Origin of the sequence: Pseudomonas sp. NUPR-001 (genome assembly GCF_052147955.1) — a bacterium.
Lineage (GTDB): Bacteria > Pseudomonadota > Gammaproteobacteria > Pseudomonadales > Pseudomonadaceae > Aquipseudomonas.
Genome location: NZ_CP197353.1, coordinates 5,749,719 through 5,764,958, shown reverse-complemented (window position 1 = coordinate 5,764,958; position 15,240 = coordinate 5,749,719). Strand labels below are relative to the sequence as shown.

General features: G+C 60.4%; 11 protein-coding genes. 8 read left to right on the top strand and 3 right to left on the bottom strand.

The window, feature by feature from the left end:
• Positions 1–125: 125 nt before the first annotated feature.
• The 4 genes from ACP6KB_RS26450 to ACP6KB_RS26435 are packed head-to-tail and all read left to right on the top strand — an operon-like array spanning position 126 to position 4,226.
• Complete coding sequence (locus tag ACP6KB_RS26450) at positions 126–1,220, top strand: polyamine ABC transporter substrate-binding protein (protein WP_442110607.1); 1,095 nt, start codon at positions 126–128, stop codon at positions 1,218–1,220.
• Between the two features lie 59 nt (positions 1,221–1,279).
• Positions 1,280–2,422, top strand: a complete 1,143-nt coding sequence (gene potA, locus ACP6KB_RS26445) for a polyamine ABC transporter ATP-binding protein (RefSeq protein ID WP_133214009.1) — start codon at positions 1,280–1,282, stop codon at positions 2,420–2,422.
• Positions 2,419–3,339: an ABC transporter permease subunit gene (locus ACP6KB_RS26440; protein ID WP_442110605.1), complete on the top strand. Its 921-nt coding sequence runs from the start codon at positions 2,419–2,421 to the stop codon at positions 3,337–3,339. Before potA ends, ACP6KB_RS26440 begins: the two co-directional genes overlap by 4 nt.
• Positions 3,336–4,226 carry an ABC transporter permease subunit gene (locus ACP6KB_RS26435; protein ID WP_442110603.1) on the top strand — a complete coding sequence of 297 codons (891 nt, stop codon included), beginning with the start codon at positions 3,336–3,338 and terminating at the stop codon, positions 4,224–4,226. Before ACP6KB_RS26440 ends, ACP6KB_RS26435 begins: the two co-directional genes overlap by 4 nt.
• A 54-nt stretch (positions 4,227–4,280) precedes the next feature.
• Here ACP6KB_RS26435 and ACP6KB_RS26430 read toward each other — a convergent pair whose 3' ends face one another.
• Positions 4,281–5,477, bottom strand: a complete 1,197-nt coding sequence (locus ACP6KB_RS26430) for an AAA family ATPase (protein WP_442110601.1) — start codon at positions 5,475–5,477, stop codon at positions 4,281–4,283.
• 149 nt (positions 5,478–5,626) lie between these two features.
• Here ACP6KB_RS26430 and ACP6KB_RS26425 point away from each other — a divergent pair, with 149 nt between their 5' ends.
• Genes ACP6KB_RS26425 through ACP6KB_RS26415 form a run of 3 tightly spaced genes read left to right on the top strand, consistent with a single transcriptional unit; the run spans position 5,627 to position 10,829 of the window.
• Complete coding sequence (locus ACP6KB_RS26425) at positions 5,627–6,718, top strand: efflux RND transporter periplasmic adaptor subunit (RefSeq protein ID WP_442110599.1); 1,092 nt, start codon at positions 5,627–5,629, stop codon at positions 6,716–6,718.
• Entirely contained in the window at positions 6,715–7,785 is a 1,071-nt protein-coding gene (locus ACP6KB_RS26420) for an efflux RND transporter periplasmic adaptor subunit (RefSeq protein WP_442110598.1), read from the top strand. Before ACP6KB_RS26425 ends, ACP6KB_RS26420 begins: the two co-directional genes overlap by 4 nt.
• Positions 7,782–10,829: an efflux RND transporter permease subunit gene (locus ACP6KB_RS26415; protein WP_442110596.1), complete on the top strand. Its 3,048-nt coding sequence runs from the start codon at positions 7,782–7,784 to the stop codon at positions 10,827–10,829. The genes ACP6KB_RS26420 and ACP6KB_RS26415 overlap by 4 nt, the downstream gene beginning before the upstream one ends.
• 76 nt (positions 10,830–10,905) lie before the next feature.
• On the opposite strand, the gene ilvD is transcribed toward ACP6KB_RS26415, so the two are convergent.
• Positions 10,906–12,747, bottom strand: a complete 1,842-nt coding sequence (gene ilvD / locus ACP6KB_RS26410) for a dihydroxy-acid dehydratase (RefSeq protein ID WP_442110594.1) — start codon at positions 12,745–12,747, stop codon at positions 10,906–10,908.
• 525 nt (positions 12,748–13,272) lie between these two features.
• Here ilvD and ACP6KB_RS26405 point away from each other — a divergent pair.
• On the top strand, positions 13,273–13,953 hold the full coding sequence (locus ACP6KB_RS26405; protein ID WP_442110592.1) for a magnesium transporter: 681 nt from the start codon (positions 13,273–13,275) through the stop codon (positions 13,951–13,953).
• Positions 13,954–14,020: 67 nt separating this feature from the next.
• On the opposite strand, the gene ACP6KB_RS26400 is transcribed toward ACP6KB_RS26405, so the two are convergent.
• Positions 14,021–15,217: a class I SAM-dependent rRNA methyltransferase gene (locus ACP6KB_RS26400; RefSeq protein WP_442110590.1), complete on the bottom strand. Its 1,197-nt coding sequence runs from the start codon at positions 15,215–15,217 to the stop codon at positions 14,021–14,023.
• Between the last annotated feature and the right edge of the window lie 23 nt (positions 15,218–15,240).

Below are 15,240 nucleotides of genomic sequence, written 5' to 3'. Positions count from 1 at the left end.
CAGGGCGCTTCAAAAGTTAATTTTTTTTGCGACATGAGTGCATCGAAGGTAAGTTGCGCGCCGGTTTGCTGAAACGGCAGGTATTTATGCCGTTTGCTACGGGCATTAATGTGAGGACTATCCACTTGTCTAATTCTGTATTTCGCAAGGCCATGCTGGCTGGAGCGGGTATGACGCTGGCGATCAGCGTCCAAGCGGCGCCCACGGTGCACATTTATAACTGGTCGGACTACATCGGTCAGACGACCCTCGCGGACTTCGAAAAAGAAACCGGTATCAAGCCGGTACAGGATGTCTTTGACTCCAATGAAACCCTGGAAGGCAAGCTGCTGGCCGGTCGTACCGGTTATGACGTAGTGGTGCCGTCCAACCATTTCCTCGGCAAGCAGATCAAGGCGGGCGCGTTCCAGAAGCTCGACAAGTCGCTGCTGCCGAACTATTCGAACCTCGACCCGGTGCTGATGAAGCGTCTGGAGAAGAACGATCCGGGTAACCAGTACGCCGTTCCCTACCTGTGGGGCACCAATGGCATCGGCTACAACGTCGAGAAGGTCAAGGCGGCGCTGGGTACCGACACGATCGACTCGTGGGCCATGCTGTTCGAACCGGAAAACATCAAGAAACTCTCCAAGTGCGGCGTCGCCTTCCTCGACTCGGCTGACGAGATGCTCCCGGCGGTGTTGAACTACATGGGGCGTGACCCCAACAGCACCAATCCCAAGGACTACGCCGATGCCGAGAAAAAACTGCTGGCAGTGCGTCCTTACGTGACCTATTTCCACTCCTCCAAGTACATCTCCGACCTGGCTAACGGCGACATCTGCGTGGCCGCTGGTTTCTCCGGTGATGTGTTCCAGGCCAAATCCCGCGCCGAAGAGGCCGGCAAGGGTGTGGAAGTGGCGTATGTAATTCCTAAAGAGGGCGGCAACCTCTGGTTCGACATGCTGGCGATCCCCAAGGACTCGACCAATGTCAAAGAGGCCCATGCCTTTATCAACTATTTGCTGAAGCCTGAGGTGATTGCCCAGGTCAGTGATTACGTCGGATATGCCAACCCGAACCCCAAGGCTGGCGAGCTGATGGACCAGAGCGTGCGAACCGACGAAGCGGTTTATCCACCGCAAGCAGTGCTGGACAAGTTGTACGTCAACTCCGAGCTACCTCCCAAGGTGCAACGGTTGATGACCCGTAGCTGGACCAAGATCAAGTCGGGCAAGTAAAAATCCAGAGTCCGCCACGGCAGGGGCGGACGCAAAAAATCTTGTTGGGAGTTTCACAAATGGCTGTTGCCTCCGGTGCCTATAAGAAAGCCCTCGAGGGCGACCAGCAACCTAAGCAGGTGCTGGTCAAAATCGACCGGGTCACGAAAAAATTCGACGAAACGGTCGCGGTGGACGATGTGTCCCTCGAGATCAAGAAGGGCGAGATCTTCGCGCTGCTTGGCGGCTCCGGTTCGGGTAAATCCACGTTGCTGCGGATGCTGGCCGGCTTCGAACGGCCGACCGAAGGGCGCATCTTCCTTGATGGCGTAGACATCACGGATATGCCGCCCTACGAGCGTCCGATCAACATGATGTTCCAGTCCTATGCACTGTTCCCGCACATGACCGTGGCGCAGAACATCGCCTTCGGCCTGCAGCAGGACCGCATGCCCAAGGCCGAGATCGACGCCCGTGTCGGCGAGATGCTCAAGCTGGTGCACATGACCCAGTACGCCAAGCGCAAGCCACACCAGCTCTCCGGTGGCCAGCGTCAGCGTGTGGCCCTGGCTCGCTCCCTGGCCAAGCGTCCGAAGCTGCTGCTGCTCGACGAGCCGATGGGTGCGTTGGACAAGAAGCTGCGTTCGCAGATGCAGCTTGAGCTGGTTGAGATCATTGAGCGGGTGGGTGTGACCTGCGTAATGGTGACGCACGACCAGGAAGAGGCCATGACCATGGCCCAGCGCATCGCCATCATGCACCTGGGCTGGATTGCCCAGATCGGCAGCCCGATCGACATTTACGAGACCCCGACCAGCCGTCTGGTCTGCGAGTTCATCGGCAACGTCAACCTGTTCGACGGCGAAGTGGTAGAAGACGCCGAAGGCCACGCGGTCATTGCCACTCCGGAGCTGGAGCGCAAGATCTACGTGGGCCACGGTGTGACCACCTCGGTTGAAGACAAGCGCATCACCTATGCACTGCGTCCGGAAAAACTGCTGGTGACCACTCAGCAACCCACCTGCGAGCACAACTGGTCGCGCGGCAAGGTCCATGACATCGCCTACCTCGGTGGCCACTCGGTGTTCTACGTCGAGCTGCCTGGCGGCAAGATCGTCCAGTCGTTCGTCGCCAACGCCGAGCGTCAGGGCACTCGTCCTACCTGGGATGATCAGGTTTACGTCTGGTGGGAAGACGACAGCGGCGTGGTACTGCGGTCATGAACATGCGCAAGCTCAAGCGAGCCTTCGAACGGGTGAAACCCGAGGGACGCCATCTGGTGATCGGCGTGCCCTTCATCTGGCTGTTCCTGTTCTTCATGCTGCCGTTCTTCATCGTCCTGAAGATCAGCTTTGCCGAAGCAGACGTGGCGATTCCGCCGTACACCGAAATCTACAGCTACGTCGAAGACAAGCTGCAGCTGGTGCTCAACATGGCCAACTATGGCCTGTTGACCGAGGATGAGCTGTACATCTCGGCGTACCTGGGTTCGTTGAAGATGGCCTTTTTCAGCACGTTGCTGTGCTTGCTGATCGGCTATCCGATGGCCTATGCCATTGCCAACGCCAAGAAAGAGACCCAGACCGTACTGTTGCTACTGATCATGATGCCGACCTGGACCGCGATCCTGATTCGCGTCTATGCCTGGATGGGTATCCTCAGCAACAACGGCCTGCTCAACAGCTTCCTGATGTGGCTGGGGTTGATCGATCAGCCGTTGCAGATCCTCAACACCAACCTGGCGGTGTATATCGGTGTGGTCTATTCGTACCTGCCGTTCATGATCCTGCCGCTGTACGCCAACCTGGTCAAACACGATGCGAGCCTGCTCGAAGCGGCCTCTGACCTGGGTTCGAGCACCTTCAACAGCTTCTGGAAGATCACCGTGCCGCTGTCGAAGAACGGCATCATCGCCGGCTGCATGCTGGTGTTCATTCCGGTGGTGGGTGAGTTCGTTATTCCGGAACTGCTTGGCGGTCCGGAAACCTTGATGATCGGTAAAGTGCTCTGGCAAGAGTTCTTCAACAACCGTGACTGGCCTGTGGCTTCTGCCCTGGCGGTGGTGATGCTGGCGATCCTGATCGTGCCGATTCTGCTCTTCAACCGTAGTCAGGCCAAAGAGATGGAGGGCAGGGCATGAAGCGTTTCAGTTTCTCCAAGCTGATGTTGGTCCTGGGCTTGTTGTTCATCTACCTGCCCATGCTGATCCTGGTGATCTACTCGTTCAACGCCTCCAAGCTGGTGACCGTGTGGGGTGGCTGGTCGGTGAAGTGGTACGTCGGCCTGCTCGACAACAGCCAGCTGATGGGCTCGGTGATGCGCTCGCTGGAGATCGCCTGCTACACCGCGATCGCTGCGGTGGCGCTGGGTACCCTGGCCGCGTTCGTGCTGACCCGGGTGACGCGCTTCAAGGGCCGTACCCTGTTCGGTGGCCTGGTGACTGCGCCGCTGGTAATGCCTGAGGTGATCACCGGTCTGTCGCTGTTGCTGCTGTTCGTGGCCATGGCGCAGATGATCGGCTGGCCGCAAGAGCGTGGCATCGTCACCATCTGGATCGCTCACACCACGTTCTGCGCTGCTTATGTAGCCGTGGTGGTTTCGGCCCGCCTGCGCGAGCTGGACCTGTCGATCGAAGAGGCGGCAATGGACCTGGGTGCCAAGCCGTGGAAGGTGTTCTTCCTGATCACCATCCCGATGATCGCGCCATCGCTGGCGGCGGGCGGCATGATGTCCTTCGCCCTGTCGCTGGATGACCTGGTACTGGCCAGCTTCGTGTCCGGCCCGGGCTCGACCACGCTGCCGATGGAAGTCTTCTCTGCCGTGCGTCTGGGCGTGAAGCCGGAAATCAACGCCGTGGCCAGCCTGATCCTGTTGTCGGTGTCGCTGGTGACTTTCCTGGTCTGGTACTTCAGCCGTCAGGCCGAAGAACGTCGCCGTCGGGCGATCCAGCAGGCCATCGAAGAAAGCGCTGCCGACTCCTGGAAACAGCCTGAAGTGAGCCGTGCTGCGACGCCTGTTTCGGCTTGATTTGAAGTAGAGCATCGCGGGGCAAGCCCGCTCCTACAGGAGCGGGCTTGCCATTTAATCTGGCCAATTCCAGGCCGGTTCATCCAGCATCCCCTGACCTGCCACACGGGTCTGTCCCAGTACCTTCTCCAGCACAATCGAGTTGCAGGTCGCATCCTGTTCCAGCGCGGCCACCAATTGCTGTGCATGCGACACCACCCATACCTGGCAATGCTCGGCGGCGCGATGGATCAAGCGTGCCAGCGCCGGTAGCAGGTCCGGGTGCAGACTGGTTTCCGGTTCGTTGAGTACCATCATGGACGGCGCCCTGGGGCTCAATAATGCCGCCACCAGCAGCAAATAGCGCAGGGTTCCATCCGACAGCTCGGCAGCGGACAGCGGTCGCAGCAGGCCCTTCTGATGGAACTGCACGCTGAACTGGCTGCCAGGCAGCGCATCGATGGTCAGGTGTGAGCCGGGAAAGGCGTCGCTGATCGCCTCCCATAGCGCCTGCGCATCACCGATCTCGATGATGGTTTGCAGGGCGGCGGCCAGGTCGCGGCCATCATGGTGCAGCACCGGCGTGCGGGTGCCGAGTTGAGGTCGTCGGGCCGGGGCATCGCGATCCGTTCGGAAATGATCGTAAAAGCGCCAGCCGCGGATGCGCTCGCGCAGGTGCAGCACCTCTGGTGAAGACTGCAGGTTGCCCACCTGGTCGAAGAGACTGTCGAAATCCGCCGTGTGCTGGGCCAACACCTCCCATTGACGACCTTCGCGAGCGCGCACCACTGCGCCCTGGCGATCGACCAGCAAGCTCGCCGGCCGATAGAGCGGACCCGCCCAGATGCTTTCGCGCTTTATCTGCGGGTCGAGGGTGAAGCATGAAGGCATCGGTGAGCTGATACCGGGGAGCATGAAATGCCCGCTGGATGTAGGTAGGCCAAGGCCGATGGCATATCCAAAATCTTCGCTGGTAAAGCCCAGACGCAGACGTTTGGCTTCTTGCCGCGAGCCACCCTCGACGGCCACTTCGCCGCGGCTCATGCGGCGACTGATGCGCTCGGGGCCTGCCCAGAAGGTCGATTCCAGTCCGCCTTCACCGGCCAGCGCGTTGACCACACCGCCTTGGGCGGTTTCAGCGAGCAAGCGCAAGGCTTTGTATAGGTTGGATTTGCCGCTGCCGTTGGGACCGGTGATGACGTTCAGGCGCGCCAGGGGCAATACCAGGTGGTTGATCGAGCGGTAGTTTGCAACGGCCAATGTGGTCAGCATCTTGGCATCCTTGCGCAGGTGAGGAGGGCGGTAGTATCACCCACCTGATCAAACTCAAAGGAATTGCATTTGTTACAGCAACAGCACATTCCCTGATCTACGCTAACACTCGCATCTCTGTATCGAATTGACACATGCAAGGAGCCTGCATGACGGTGTCGCGTAGGGTATTGATCGTCAGTCTGGGCTTGGGGCTCGTGCTGGTCGGCTGTGATAAGCAAACCGCTGTCGAAGCCGAGCTGCGCAGGGTGGCTGTACAGCGCGTACAGCCCAGTGATTTTGCTGCGCCGGTGACCCTCACCGGCGACATTCAGGCCAGGGTTCAGGCAGACCTCTCGTTTCGTGTTGGCGGTAAGATCATTTCCCGTAGCGTCGATGTTGGCGATCACGTGAAAGCCAATCAGGTTCTGGCCCGGCTCGATCCGAAAGATTTGCAGGCCAATGTCGACTCGGCCAAGGCGGAGGTGTTCGCCGAGCAAGCGCGGGTCACCGAAGCCAGCAAGGCCTTTTATCGTCAGCAGAAGCTGCTGCCCAAGGGTTATACCAGCCAGAGTGAATATGACTCTGCCCAGGCGTCCCTGCGCAGCAGCCAGAGCGCCTTGAAAGCGGCCCAGGCGCAATTGGCCAACGCCCGCGATCAACTGAGCTACACCGCACTGATCGCCGACGCGGCCGGGGTGATCACTGATCGTCAGGCCGAAGTCGGGCAGGTGGTGCAGGCTACAGCACCCATCTTCAGCCTGGCCCACGATGGCGAGCGCGATGCCGTGTTCAATGTCTATGAATCGTTACTGGTAGCGCCACCCACTAACGAATCCATCACCGTCAGCCTGGTAGATAAACCCACGATTCAGGCCAGCGGCCATGTGCGGGAAGTGACCCCGACCGTTTCCGCGCAAAGCGGCACGGTACAAGTCAAAGTGGCACTGACTGAAGTCCCCGCCGGTATGGAGCTGGGCTCGGCTGTCTCAGCGACCGGTCATATCAAGGGCAAGCCCAGTATCGAACTGCCTTGGTCGGCGTTGACCAAGGCCCTGCATGACCCGGCGGTGTGGCTGGTGGAGGAAGGCAATAAAGTCAGGTTGCAGGAGGTCAAGGTCAGCCGCTATCTCACTGGCAAGGTGGTCATCAGCGAAGGCCTCAAGGGCGGGGAAAGCGTGGTGGTGGCAGGCGGGCAGTTGCTTACGCCCGGCATGCAAGTGGAAGTCGCACCGTTCAAGGATATCGGGGTAGCGCAATGAAAGCAGTCACACTTGGCCTGTGCAGTGCGCTATTGCTGGTTGGCTGCGGGAAAGAAGCAGCGGAGTCGGACCCGGTCCGACCGGTACTTTCGGTCATTGTCGAACCCCAGATCCAGGCCGATCTCGGGCGCTTTGCCGGCACCATTCAGGCGCGCTACGAGAGCACGCTGGGCTTTCGTGTTGCCGGACGTATCGCCCGACGCTGGGTCGATGTGGGCAACTCGGTGAAAGCGGGCGACGTTCTGGCCAGCCTCGACCCGGCCGATCAGCGCAACCAGTTGCGCGCTGCCGAAGGCGATCTGGCCAAGGTCCAGGCGCAGTGGATCAACGCCCAGGCCGATGCGCGCCGCCAACAACAACTGTTTGACCGTGGCGTGGGCGCCCAGGCGCAACTGGATGAGGCCCAGACCAACCTGAAAACCACCGGTGCTTCGCTGGAGCAGGCCCGCGCGGCCGTCAGCCAGGCGCGCGACCAGCTGGGCTACAGCGAACTACGCACCGATCACGACGCCGTGGTCACCAACTGGCAGGCCGAAGCCGGACAGACTGTCAGCGCCGGGCAACCAGTGGTCACCCTGGCCCGTCCGGATGTCAAAGAAGCGGTCATCGATCTGCCGACGTATCTGGCTGAGCAACTGACCACTGATTTGAAGTTTGAGGTGGCTTCGCAACTCGACCCGAGTATCAACACCACCGCGACCTTGCGCGAACTGGAGCCGCAGGCCGACGCGGCCACCCGAACCCGCCGTGCGCGCCTGACCCTGGCCACTACACCGGAGTCGTTTTACCTGGGCACGGCGATCAGTGTCACCCTGACTTCGGCCATTTCGCCGCGCAGCGAGCTTCCGGCTTCGGCGTTGTTGGAGCGCGATGGACAGACCCGGGTATGGGTGGTTGATCCGCGACAGAACACAGTCGCGAGCCGCGAGGTGAAGCTAATTGAACGTACACCCGAGAGCATCGTGGTGAGCTCGGGTGTTCAGGCCGGAGAGCGGGTGGTAACAGCAGGGGTGAACACCCTGAAACCGGGCCAGAAGGTCATAGTCGATGAGGAAGGTCCGCAATGAAAGGAAGCTTCAACCTGTCGGAATGGGCGCTGAAGCACCAATCCTTTGTTTGGTACCTGATGTTCGTCGGCTTGCTGATGGGCGTGTTCTCCTACGTGAACCTTGGGCGTGAGGAAGACCCTTCATTCACCATCAAAACCATGGTGATCCAGACCCGCTGGCCGGGCGCGACCCAGGACGAGACCCTGAACCAGGTCACTGACCGCATCGAGAAAAAGCTCGAAGAGCTGGACTCGCTCGACTACGTAAAAAGCTACACCCGACCGGGTGAATCGACGGTCTATGTCAACTTGCTGGACACCACACCGGCCAAGGACATCCCCGAAATCTGGTACCAGGTGCGCAAGAAGATCCAGGATATTCGCGGCCAGTTTCCCCAGGGTATCCAGGGGCCGGGTTTCAACGATGAGTTCGGTGACGTCTACGGTTCGATCTACGCCTTTACCGCCGACGGCCTGACCATGCGCCAACTGCGCGACTACGTCGAGCAGGTGCGCGCCGAGATCCGTGAAGTGCCAGGGCTGGGCAAGGTCGAAATGATCGGCACCCAGGACGAGGTGCTGTACCTTAATTTCTCCACCCGCAAGCTGGCCTCGTTCGGTATCGATCAGCGTCAGGTGCTGCAAGCCTTGCAGAGCCAGAACGCGGTCACCCCGGCGGGGGTGATCGAAGCCGGGCCCGAGCGGGTATCGGTGCGTACAACCGGGCAGTTCGCCTCGGAAAAAGACCTGGAAACGGTGAATCTGCGCATCAACGACCGCTTCTTCCGCCTGGCCGACATTGCCGAGATCGAGCGCGGATTCGTTGATCCGCCTTCACCGCTGTTCCGTTTCAACGGTCAACCTGCCATCGGTTTAGGTATCGGCATGAAGGCCGGTGGCAACATCCAGGCCTTTGGTGCCGACCTGCACAAAATGATGGATCGGGTGACGTCAGAGTTGCCAGTCGGGGTCGGGGTGCACACCGTTTCTGACCAGGCGGTGGTGGTGGAAGAGGCCGTCGGTGGTTTCACCAGTGCGTTGTTCGAAGCGGTGATCATTGTATTGGCGGTGAGCTTCGTCAGCCTCGGCATTCGCGCCGGCCTGGTGGTGGCCTGCTCGATTCCGCTGGTGCTGGCGATGGTGTTCATCTTCATGGAGTACAGCGGCATCACCATGCAGCGGATCTCGCTGGGTGCCTTGATCATCGCCCTGGGGCTGTTGGTGGACGATGCGATGATCACCGTGGAGGTGATGGTCACGCGCCTGGAAATGGGTGAGACCAAGGAGCAGGCAGCGACTTTTGCCTACACCTCGACCGCCTTCCCGATGCTCACCGGCACGCTGGTAACCGTGGCGGGCTTTATGCCGATCGGCCTCAATGCCAGCTCGGCGGGGGAGTACACCTACACCTTGTTCGCGGTGATCGCTGCCGCGTTGCTGGTGTCTTGGGTGGTGGCCGTGGTGTTTGCGCCGGTGCTGGGCGTGCATATCCTCAACGCCAAGGTCAAACCGCACAATGAAGAAGCGGGGCGCGTCGGCAAGGCATTCGAACACAGCTTGCTGTGGTGCATGCGCCATCGCTGGTTGACCATTGTCGGCACTATTTTGCTGTTCCTGCTGGCGTTGTTCTGCATGCGTTTCGTGCAGAACCAGTTCTTCCCGTCTTCGGACCGCCCCGAGATTCTCGTGGACCTCAACCTGCCGCAGAACGCCTCGATCGAGGAAACCCGCAAAGCGGTGGATAAGCTTGAGGCAACGCTGAAGGACGATGTGGATATCGAGCGCTGGAGTACCTATATCGGCCAGGGTGCCATTCGCTTCTACCTGCCGCTGGACCAGCAACTGCAGAACCCCTACTACGCCCAGTTGGTGATCGTCAGTAAAGGGTTCGAGGAACGTGAAGGGCTGGTCAAGCGCTTGAAACAGCGTTTGCGCGAAGACTTCGTCGGTATCGGCAGCAACGTTCAGACGCTGGAAATGGGCCCGCCGGTGGGCCTGCCGATTCAGTACCGGGTCATGGGCAAAGACATTGATCAGGTGCGCAAACATGCCATCGCCCTGGCGGCCATGCTCGACAGCAATGAGCACATTGGCAGTCTGATTTATGACTGGAACGAACCCGGCAAAGTGCTGCGGGTCGAAATTGCCCAGGACAAGGCGCGCCAGCTGGGGCTGTCATCTGAAGACGTGGCCAACGTCATGAACAGCATTGTCAGCGGGACGCAGATCACCCAGGTCAACGACAGCATCTACCTGATCAACGTCGTCGCCCGCGCCGTAGACAGTGAGCGCAGTTCACCCCAGACCTTGCAGAACCTGCAGATTGTCACCCCCAACGGTACCTCGATTCCGTTGCTGGCCTTCGCCACCGTGCGTTACGAGCTGGAGCAACCACTGGTTTGGCGTCGCGACCGCAAGCCGACCATTACCATCAAGGCCGCGGTGCGTGGCGACATGCAGCCGACCGACCTGGTGCGTGAGCTTGAACCGCAAATCAACGACTTCATCAGCAAACTGCCGGTGGGCTACACCGTTGAAACCGGTGGTACGGTGGAGGCCAGCGGTAAAGCGCAGGGTCCGATCGCCAAGGTGTTGCCGCTGATGCTGTTCCTGATGGGCACCTTCCTGATGATCCAGTTGCACAGTGTGCAGAAGCTCTTTCTGGTGGCCAGCGTGGCGCCGCTGGGCTTGATCGGGGTGGTGCTGGCGTTGGTGCCGACGGGAACGCCGATGGGCTTTGTGGCGATTCTGGGGATTCTCGCGCTGATCGGTATCATCATCCGTAACTCGGTGATTCTGGTGACCCAGATCGACGAGTACGAGGCGCAGGGCTTGTCGCCCTGGGCAGCTGTGCAGGAAGCTACCAACCACCGTAGACGGCCGATTCTGCTGACAGCGGCAGCGGCGAGTCTGGGCATGATTCCTATTGCGCGGGAAGTGTTCTGGGGGCCGATGGCCTACGCGATGATCGGCGGGATCATTATCGCGACGCTGCTGACCTTGCTGTTCCTGCCGGCGCTGTATGTGGCCTGGTACAAGATCAGGGAGCCGCAGGCTGAGTGATGGATGAAAGCAATCGCGGGGCAAGCCCGCTCCCACAGAACCTGTAGGAGCGGGCTTGCCCCGCGATGTTTGTTACTTACAGCCCATCAAGCAATGCTTTATTACGCACCGCACCCTTGTCGGCACTGGTGGCCAGCAGGGCATAGGCTTTCAGCGCTGTGGTCACTTTACGTGGGCGCACTTCAACCGGTTTCCAGCCCTTCTTGTCTTGCTCCACACGACGTGCCGCCAACTCTTCGTCGCTGACCAACAGGTTGATCGAGCGGTTAGGGATGTCGATCAGCACTTTGTCGCCGTCCTGCACCAGGCCGATCGCACCGCCAGCGGCCGCTTCAGGAGAGGCGTGACCAATCGACAAGCCCGAAGTACCGCCGGAGAAGCGGCCGTCGGTCAGCAGGGCGCAGGCTTTGCCCAGGCCTTTGGACTTCAGGTAGGACGTCGGGTAGAGCATTTCCTGCATGCCCGGGCCACCTTTCGGACCTTCGTAGCGAATGATGACGATGTCGCCTTCCTTCACTTCGTCGGCAAGAATGCCGCGTACTGCGCTGTCCTGGCTTTCGAAGATTTTCGCGTTGCCTTCGAACACGTGGATCGACTCATCGACGCCCGCAGTTTTCACCACGCAACCGTCCAGCGCGATGTTGCCGTACAGCACGGCCAGGCCGCCTTCTTGCGAGTAGGCGTGCTCGACACTGCGGATGCAGCCGTTTTCACGGTCGTCGTCGAGGGTTTCCCAACGGGTCGACTGGCTGAATGCGGTCTGGGTCGGGATACCGGCCGGGCCTGCCTTGAAGAAGTGGTGCACCGCTTCGTCGTCAGTCTGGGTGATGTCCCACTTGGCGATGGCTTCTTCCATGCTCGGGCTGTGCACGGTCGGCAGGTCGGTGTGCAGCAGGCCGCCACGGGCCAGCGATCCGAGGATGCTGAAGATGCCGCCAGCGCGGTGGACGTCTTCCATGTGGTACTTCTGGATGTTCGGCGCAACCTTGCACAGCTGCGGCACTTTGCGCGACAGGCGATCGATATCGCGCAGGTCGAAATCGATCTCGGCTTCCTGGGCGGCGGCCAGCAAGTGCAGGATGGTGTTGGTCGAACCGCCCATGGCGATATCGAGCATCATGGCGTTCTCGAACGCCTTGAAGTTGGCAATGTTGCGCGGCAGGACGCTGTGATCGTCTTCGCCGTAGTAGCGCTTGCACAGCTCGACAATGGTGCGCCCGGCTTGCAGGAACAGTTGCTCACGGTCGCTGTGGGTGGCCAGGGTCGAACCGTTACCCGGCAAGGCCAGGCCCAGGGCTTCGGTCAGGCAGTTCATCGAGTTGGCGGTGAACATGCCAGAGCAGGAACCGCAGGTTGGGCAGGCGCTGCGCTCGTACTCGGCGACTTTCTCGTCGGACGCGGTCGAGTCGGCAGCGATCACCATGGCGTCAACCAGGTCCAGACCGTGGCTGGCCAGTTTGGTTTTACCGGCTTCCATCGGCCCGCCGGAGACGAAGATCACCGGGATGTTCAGGCGCAGGGCGGCCATCAGCATGCCGGGGGTGATTTTGTCGCAGTTGGAGATGCAGACAATGGCGTCGGCGCAGTGGGCATTGACCATGTACTCGACCGAGTCGGCGATGATCTCCCGGCTTGGCAGCGAATAGAGCATGCCGTCGTGGCCCATGGCGATGCCATCGTCAACCGCGATGGTGTTGAACTCCTTGGCTACGCCACCGGCGCGTTCGATCTCGCGGGCGACCAACTGGCCCAGGTCCTTCAGGTGAACGTGCCCCGGGACGAACTGGGTGAACGAGTTGGCGATGGCGATGATCGGCTTTTTGAAGTCGTCATCTTTCATCCCGGTGGCACGCCACAAGGCGCGTGCGCCGGCCATATTGCGGCCGTGGGTGGACGTTTTCGAGCGGTAAACAGGCATGAAACACTCCTGGCGGCTAATCAGGTAACAAAAAGGGAAGTGAGCTTCTCTTGTCCTTTGCACCGAAGGCAGGTGGCCGCTGGTACGGATGAAGCCGAGATCGCCGCGGGATCGCCGTGCGCTCAGCCAGAGCTCATAAACCCGCCGGGATGACTGGCGATGAATAGCCCGATTCTACACCGCTGGCGCTGTGAAGGAATGGTGTTGTAGATGGTTGGCGGTGATTGCAGGTAACGGTGGGAGCGGGCTTGCCTCGCGAAAACGCCAGTAAGACCCATCTGTAAGACGCTTCCGAAATGCTGGTAGATGCCTAATTAACGGCTGTTTCCGCCGCTCGATCTGGCTAACATCCCCGCGCCGCATGTGCGGCTCACGAGACGACACCCTTAATGGACCTTCCCAGTTTCAGTTCATCGCGAACCTACATTCTGGCACTGAACGCAGTGGCGTCAGGGCTGCCCGTTAGCTGACCGACAGCCTTGCCGGTTGGCCTCCAGGCGCCTGTGCTGCTGCCTGGAGATCGATATGACCTATACCCCCGAAGTACGCCTGAACAGCTGCTGCTCCTGCACCTGCAATGGGCTGAGCGCTAGCCAGGCCATTGATGCACTGGTTGATGAAGCCACCGAAGACTTCCACAAAGGTGCTTCCATCACCACCCACATCGGCAACCTGAAAGAGGCCACTGTCAGCTTGTTGTACCGCAAGCGCGTGCTGTGGCTGGTGCTGCTGGTGTTCGGCAACCTGTTTTCCGGCGCCGGTATTGCCGCGTTCGAAGAAACCATCGCCGCACATATCGTTCTGGTGTTCTTCCTGCCACTGCTGGTCGACAGCGGTGGCAATGCTGGCGCGCAGTCTGCGACCTTGATGGTGCGTGGCCTGGCCACCGGGGAAGTGGTGATGCGTGACTGGTTGCGTATGCTCGGGCGTGAATGCGGTGTGGCGCTGGCGCTGGGTTGCACCATGGCGATTGCCGTGGCGTCGCTGGGCATGCTGCGCGGCGGGCCGGAAATCGCCGTGATCGTGGCCAGCAGCATGCTGGTCATCGTATTGATTGGCAGTCTGATCGGCCTGAGCTTGCCGTTCATGTTTACCAAAATGAAGCTCGACCCGGCCACTGCCAGTGGTCCCTTGGTCACCTCCATCGCCGATGCTGCCGGGGTGTTGGTGTACTTCGGGATTGCGTCTGTGGTATTGGGGTTCTGAGTGTGGTCGCGGGGCAAGCCCGCTCCTACATCGCGTGTAGGAGCGGGCTTGCCCCGCGAAATGGACGTTAGCTGTTAGGCAGCAAACGGCAGGTAATGCTCTTGATGTAGCGAGTCTCCGGGATCGCCGGATGCACCGGATGATCCGGCCCTTGGCCGCCACGCTCGAGCAGCTGAATATTGCGGTCCAGGTGACGGGCGCTGGTCAGCAGAATGTTCTGCAGATCGTCTTCAGGCAGGTGCATCGAGCACGACGCACTGACCAGAATACCGTCTTTGCTCAGCAGGCGCATGGCTTGCTCGTTCAGGCGACGGTAAGCGCCTTCGCCGTTTTTCAGGTCTTTTTTACGCTTGATGAAGGCGGGTGGGTCGGCAACGATCACGTCGAAACGCTCTTCGGCGGCCTTGAGTTCCTTCAGCGCTTCAAACACGTCGCCTTCAACGCAGGTGAGCTTTTCCGCGATGCCGTTGAGCGCAGCGTTACGCTCTACGCCATCAAGGGCGAAGCCCGAGGCGTCAACGCAGAACACTTCGCTGGCGCCGAAAGCACCCGCTTGCACACCCCAGCCACCGATGTAGCTGAACAGATCAAGCACGCGCTTGCCCTGGACGTACGGCGCCAGGCGCGCGCGGTTCATGCGGTGGTCGTAGAACCAGCCAGTTTTCTGGCCTTCCATCACCGGGGCTTCGAACTTGACGCCGTTTTCTTCCAGCGCGACCCACTCCGGCACTAGGCCGAATACGGTTTCGACATAGCGGTTCAGGCCTTCGGCGTCACGCGCGGCCGAATCGTTCTTGAACAGAATGCCGCTTGGCTTGAGCACTTGAACCAGGGCGGCGATGACGTCGTCCTTGTGCAGTTCCATGGTGGCCGAAGCCAGTTGCACCACGAGGATATCGCCGAAACGGTCGACGACCAGACCCGGCAGCAGGTCGGAATCACCGTAGACCAGGCGGTAGAACGGCTTGTCGAACAGGCGCTCGCGCAGCGACAGGGCCACGTTGATGCGGTGCACCAGCAGCGACTTGTCCAGGGCCAGCTTGGCATCGCGCGACAGCAGGCGGGCGCAGATCAGGTTGTTCGGGCTCATGGCTACGACGCCCAGGGCCTTGCCGCTGGTGGTTTCGAGAATCGCCTGATCACCGGCCTTGAAGCCGTGCAGCGGGGTGGCGGCGACGTCGATTTCGTTGCTGTAGACCCACAGGTGACCGGCGCGCAGACGGCGGTCGGCATTGGCTTTGAGACGAAGGCTGGGCAGGGACATGACGTCGCTCCGGGAAAAAAGAG

Bases quoted from the DNA above. Each gene is read 5' to 3' on its own strand.
- ilvD (WP_442110594.1), bottom strand. From the start codon at position 12,747: ATGCCTGTTTACCGCTCGAAAACGTCCACCCACGGCCGCAATATGGCC.
- ACP6KB_RS26400 (WP_442110590.1), bottom strand. From the start codon at position 15,217: ATGTCCCTGCCCAGCCTTCGTCTCAAAGCCAATGCCGACCGCCGTCTG.
- ACP6KB_RS26435 (WP_442110603.1), top strand. From the start codon at position 3,336: ATGAAGCGTTTCAGTTTCTCCAAGCTGATGTTGGTCCTGGGCTTGTTG.
- ACP6KB_RS26440 (WP_442110605.1), top strand. From the start codon at position 2,419: ATGAACATGCGCAAGCTCAAGCGAGCCTTCGAACGGGTGAAACCCGAG.
- ACP6KB_RS26430 (WP_442110601.1), bottom strand. From the start codon at position 5,477: ATGCTGACCACATTGGCCGTTGCAAACTACCGCTCGATCAACCACCTG.
- ACP6KB_RS26425 (WP_442110599.1), top strand. From the start codon at position 5,627: ATGACGGTGTCGCGTAGGGTATTGATCGTCAGTCTGGGCTTGGGGCTC.
- ACP6KB_RS26415 (WP_442110596.1), top strand. From the start codon at position 7,782: ATGAAAGGAAGCTTCAACCTGTCGGAATGGGCGCTGAAGCACCAATCC.
- potA (WP_133214009.1), top strand. From the start codon at position 1,280: ATGGCTGTTGCCTCCGGTGCCTATAAGAAAGCCCTCGAGGGCGACCAG.
- ACP6KB_RS26405 (WP_442110592.1), top strand. From the start codon at position 13,273: ATGACCTATACCCCCGAAGTACGCCTGAACAGCTGCTGCTCCTGCACC.
- ACP6KB_RS26420 (WP_442110598.1), top strand. From the start codon at position 6,715: ATGAAAGCAGTCACACTTGGCCTGTGCAGTGCGCTATTGCTGGTTGGC.